Below are 4,839 nucleotides of genomic sequence, written 5' to 3'. Positions count from 1 at the left end.
TCCCGATGACGACGAGGGCTGGAAGCCGTCCAGTTCTGTCCGTAAGAAGACGGGCCGGCCGGGTACGGTGACGGCACGGGCCTCCTCCCCGGGCGGCGCTTCCAGGGACACCGGGGCACGAGGGCCTGAGCAGCGTTCGACGGCGTCCGGGGCCGTGAAACGTGCGGCCGGCCGGCCGGTCAGCCGGCGGGGTGAGCCGGATCCCGGTGACGACATCGACGACATCGACGACGCGGACGACGACATCGATGATGGCGGCGGCTTCGGCGCGGGGCTGCTGGCGCGCTACCGGCACGGGTGGACCGGCCCGTTGATTGTCGCGGTACTGGTGTCCCTGGTGGCGTTCGGGCTGTACGCCCTGCTGTCGGGCGGGACGGAGGATTCCGCAACGGGGGCTCCGGACGCCCGGGTGGATCCCGGCGCCACCGCCGCGGCGTCCGCGTCCGGGGGCGCGTCGACGCCGGCGACGAGCAATCCGGACGCCACAGCCGGCCGGGCGCTGGTCGACGGCACCTACCGCTGCTATCGGACGGCCGACGGTGACCCGCCGGCCGACGGGGCCGCCTCGGCCGGCAGCCGGAACTCCCAGGCGTCCACGGCACTGCCGAACAGGCTCGTCGTGCCACGCGAGAGCGGCAGCTATCGCTGGGACGACCAGCAGGGCACCTACTCGATCACAAAGAACAGCCTGAGTACCGACAGCGTGATTTTTGCCGATATCCAGTTCGCCGACGGTCCACTCAAGAACATCAAGGCGCTGTTCATCAACCGGGCGGGCGCTGGCGACGCCGGGAAGGACGGCGGTTTCCTGACCTTCAAGGACGGATCGAACCGGTGGTGTGCGATCAACTAGACTCCGGGTCCGGGAAAAACCGCGATCATATGTTCTCCGGCCGGTATCCCCACCCGTCGGAGCCTGCTCCCGCCGGCCCCGACGGGTGGGCCGAAGGAGAAACCTTCCGTCCCCGGTCTGGTCTGCTGCGTGTCGACCGGGACCCAGTGCCCGGGTTTGAACCAGCGTGCGGCAGGATCAGGACTCATGCTCCACTCTGACCGCCCGACACACGCCGGACAGGGACGCCTCGACGCAGTGTCGGATACCGACGGCCCCGAAGCGGCCGGCCCGGGCGGGCCGCCTGCCGCGGCCCGGGGAAGCGAGTCTTCCGAGCCCCGTGGGTTTCCCGGGCCTTCCGGGTCACTCGTCGGGCCTCCCGCACCGGTTCCGCCGCCGTGGCGGGAATCCCGGGCGCCGACGGCGGAGCCCGTCGCGGGGAGGAAGCAGGATCAGGTCTCCCAGCAGGTTCCCCCCGGCGCACCCCCCGCCGCCGCAGGCCGCTCCGGTGATGCCGGTGGGCGTTTCCTCAGCCGGCGCACACTGCTGACCCTGGCCGGCGTGGCGACCGCCGGGGTTCCCCTTGCCGCCTGCGGTGGCTCCGGGAGCGGGGCGAAGGCGAAGCGGGTCATCAGGATCGGCTATGTGAGCCCGCAGACGGGGGCGCTGTCCGCCTTCGGTGCCGCGGACAGGTACGTCACCGACACCATCCGGGCCTTCTTCCAGCGCCAGGGCGGAATGACCATCGGCGCGCGCACCTATCCGGTTGAGATCATCGTCCGGGACAGCCAGTCCGACCAGAACCGCGCGGCCCAGGCCGCCGACGACCTGATCTACACCGACCGGGTGGACATCGTCCTCGTCGCCTCCACACCGGAGACCACCAACCCGGTCTCGGACCAGTGCGAGGCGAACGAGATACCGTGCATCTCCACGGCCGCCCCCTGGCAGTCATGGTTCAACGGGCGTGGTGGCGACCCGGCCCGTCCGTTCAAGTGGACCTACCACTTCTTCTGGGGCCTTGAGGACGTGACCAGGGTCTACCGGAACATGTGGGGCCAGTTGCCCACCAACAAGAAGGTCGGTGCGCTCTGGCCGGACGACTCCGACGGCAGAACGTTCGCCGACGAGACCATCGGCTTCCCGCCGGCCATAACCGCCGGGGGCTACACGCTGGTGAAGCCTCCCTCCTTCCCCGCCGGGACGCCGGACTTCACCATCCAGCTGGACGTGCTCAAGCGGGCCGGCGTGGACATCCTGACCGGCGTGCTGACGCCGGCGGACTTCCAGACCTTCTGGAAGCAGGCGGCGGCGAAGGACTTCAGCCCGAAGATTGTCACGGTCGCCAAGGGGCTGCTGTTCCCGGGCTCGGTCCAGGCCCTCGGCCAGGAGGGCAACAATCTCGGTACCGAGGTCTGGTGGTCGCCCTTCCACCGGTTCAAGAGCTCGTTGACGGGGGCCACCCCGGCCACGCTGGCCAAGGACTTCACGGACAAGACCGGTTCCCCCTGGGTGCAGACCCTCGGCTTCGTGCACGCGCTCTACGAACTCGCCACGGAGGCGTTGGCCCAGGTCGGCTCGCCTGACGACCGGGCGGGCCTGGCGGCGGCGATCGGGAAGCTGCGTGCGAACACGATCGTGGGGGAGGTCGGTTTCGGCGGCTCGGCCGACATTCCCAAGAACGTGGCGAAGACGCCTCTGGTCGGGGGCCAGTGGCGGACGGCGGGCGCCGGCTACAGTCTGGTCATCGTCGGCGACGAATCGATCAGTAACATTGCCGCGCAGCCAGGGCGGCTGCTGCCGTACAGCAGGGTTGTCCAGGGGCCCTGAGAACAGCCACCCGCTCGATCCGGTCCGCCCCCTGGCGCCCGGCTCTGTCGCACCGGGCCCGCTCGGTGCGACAGAGCCGGGCGCTGTCCCTCGTGTGCCTGTCCTTGGTCCGGAGGAACAGCCCGCGGCCGTGGTGGACCGGGCCGGGGCCGCAGGCCTGGGCCATCACGAGGACGACGTGTCACGCCGGGCCGGTGCGGCCCGGATGGAGGATCAGGTCCTGGCCACCGCTCGTGACATCGTGTGCTCGACCACCGCGATCAGCGCGCTTTTCGTCGAGTGGCGGTTACGCGCGTCGCAGGTGATGATCGGTATGCTCGGGTTGATCTGCAGGGCTTCCCGGACGTCGTCTATGGAATGCCGCAGGATCCCGTCGAAACAGTTCACCCCGACGACGAATGGCAACTGCCGCTGTTCGAAGTAGTCCACGGCCGCGAAACAGTCGGCGAGCCGCCGGGTGTCGGCCAGGACGATGGCACCGATGGCGCCCCGCACGATGTCGTCCCACATGAACCAGAACCGGTACTGTCCCGGCGTGCCGAACAGATAGAGGATCAGATCCTCGTCCAGGGAGACCCGGCCGAAGTCCATTGCGACCGTGGTCGTCGTCTTGTCGGAGATGTGGGTCAGGTCGTCGACGTGCGCCCCCGCCTCGGTCATGACCGCCTCGGTCCGCAGCGGAACGATCTCGGACACCGAGCCGACAAAAGTCGTCTTGCCGGCGCCGAAACCACCAGCAACGACAATCTTGACCGAAGTAGTGGCGACGGAGGAGTTGACCCGCCTCCGGTCAGAGCTTGCGAAGGCCACTGAGCACCCTTTCGAGCAGCGCGAGGTCCGGCGCCTCGTCGCGGTCGGGTTGTTGGTGTACCCGGACGTAACCTTCGTCCGCCATGTCACCGACCAGCACCCTGGCGACTCCGAGGGGAACCCGCAGACCGGCGGCGATCTCCGCAACTGATCGCACCTGCCGGCACATGGCGGCGATTGTCTGTTGTTCCAGGGCAAGTTGGATTGCCCGTTCTTCACCAAAGGACGTTGTGACGACAAGCGCCTCGATGGCGAGTTCGTATCGTGAACGCGTCCGGCCACCGGTCATCGCGTAGGGACGGACAACCGGCCCCGGGGTATTCGCGGGATCGGTACTCACCCTGACCCCCTGTGCTCCTGTCGGTTCACCGCGGAAGGATCCCCTGCAGCTCGGCTCGCAGCGCGGGAGTGAGCACATCCGTGGTCCGGGTCACCAGCAGTGCCATCTCGTACCCCACAAGCCCGATGTCACATGACGGCGCGGCGAGAACCGCCATACTTGCCCCGTCGCTGATCGCCATGATGAACAGGAACCCATGTTCCATCTCGACGACCGTCTGTGTCACGTTGCCCGCATCGAAAACCCGGGCGGCGCCCTGGGTCAGGCTCACCAGGCCTGACGCGACGGCGGCCAACTGGTCCGCCCGGTCACGTGGGAAGCCGTCCGAGACCGCCAGCAACAGGCCGTCCGCGGAAACCACCACGGTGTGCGCGACACCGGGAACTCTTTCGACGAAATTGTTGATCAACCAGTTGAGGTTCTGTGCGTCTGAGCTCATGGGCGTCACATTTCCTCCTGGGTGTTTCGGCGAGAGCTGTGGGGGGTGTCCTGGGTGACATCACGGGCCTGCCGAACGCCCTGGTAGAAGCTGGCAAGCCGGCCACCGACCGCTTCCGGGGAGCGGGAGCCCCCCTCCGGCTGGCGCCGTGATGTGGTTTCAGCGCTGCCAGGTACGAGGTGCGTCATCGGGACACGCAACGGGAGACCGGCGCGGGTCGTCCCGGCGGGGGCGGGCTGGCGGACGGCTTCCGCGGCACGCCAGCCGGCGTCGGCCGCGGACGACCATGACACGGGCCGGGGATCCGGCGCGGCGGGCGCCTGGCGGTTCGCCAACGGAACGGGCTGGGCGTCGGCGGGGCCGGCCGCGGTGGCCGGCAGCGGGGATTCTCCCGGGGCCTGCGACCAGCCGGGCACGGGGATGTCGGCGGGTGCCGGGCCCCGGAGCCCGGGCCGGCCGGCCGGCGCCGGGAAGGGTGACGGCCGGCGGCCGACGTCACCGCTGGCGCTGACGTCGGCCGGCCGCGGTCCGGCCGGGGCACGCTGCGGCAGCGGTCCGGCCGGGGCACGCTGCGGCAGCGGTCCGGGG

4 protein-coding genes and 2 pseudogenes are annotated in these 4,839 nt (G+C 69.6%); 2 read left to right on the top strand and 4 right to left on the bottom strand.

The genetic code is table 11. From position 1 onward, the window contains the following. Positions 1 to 853, top strand: a pseudogene (locus tag NBW84_RS20455) (hypothetical protein); the annotation flags it as partial. Positions 854 to 1,393: 540 nt separating this feature from the next. Further along, complete coding sequence (locus tag NBW84_RS20450) at positions 1,394 to 2,662, top strand: ABC transporter substrate-binding protein (RefSeq protein ID WP_445548787.1); 1,269 nt, start codon at positions 1,394 to 1,396, stop codon at positions 2,660 to 2,662. A gap of 213 nt (positions 2,663 to 2,875) precedes the next feature. Here NBW84_RS20450 and NBW84_RS20445 read toward each other — a convergent pair whose 3' ends face one another. The 4 genes and pseudogenes from NBW84_RS20445 to NBW84_RS20430 form a co-directional block, all read right to left on the bottom strand. Next, a complete protein-coding gene (locus NBW84_RS20445) occupies positions 2,876 to 3,472 on the bottom strand; it encodes an ATP/GTP-binding protein (RefSeq protein ID WP_250286492.1) in 597 nt (198 codons plus the stop codon). Next, positions 3,453 to 3,812, bottom strand: a complete 360-nt coding sequence (locus NBW84_RS20440; protein ID WP_013875056.1) for a DUF742 domain-containing protein — start codon at positions 3,810 to 3,812, stop codon at positions 3,453 to 3,455. Before NBW84_RS20440 ends, NBW84_RS20445 begins: the two co-directional genes overlap by 20 nt. A 25-nt stretch (positions 3,813 to 3,837) precedes the next feature. Beyond that, entirely contained in the window at positions 3,838 to 4,260 is a 423-nt protein-coding gene (locus tag NBW84_RS20435) for a roadblock/LC7 domain-containing protein (protein ID WP_250286491.1), read from the bottom strand. After that, positions 4,257 to 4,839: pseudogene (locus tag NBW84_RS20430) on the bottom strand (histidine kinase); the annotation flags it as partial. The gene NBW84_RS20435 and the pseudogene NBW84_RS20430, both read right to left, overlap by 4 nt.

This window comes from Protofrankia sp. CiP1_Cm_nod2, from assembly GCF_920664355.1.
Taxonomy (GTDB): Bacteria; Actinomycetota; Actinomycetes; order Frankiales; family Frankiaceae; genus Protofrankia.
The sequence above is the reverse complement of the archived record's forward strand: the minus strand, read 5'-3'. Positions and strand labels throughout refer to the sequence as shown.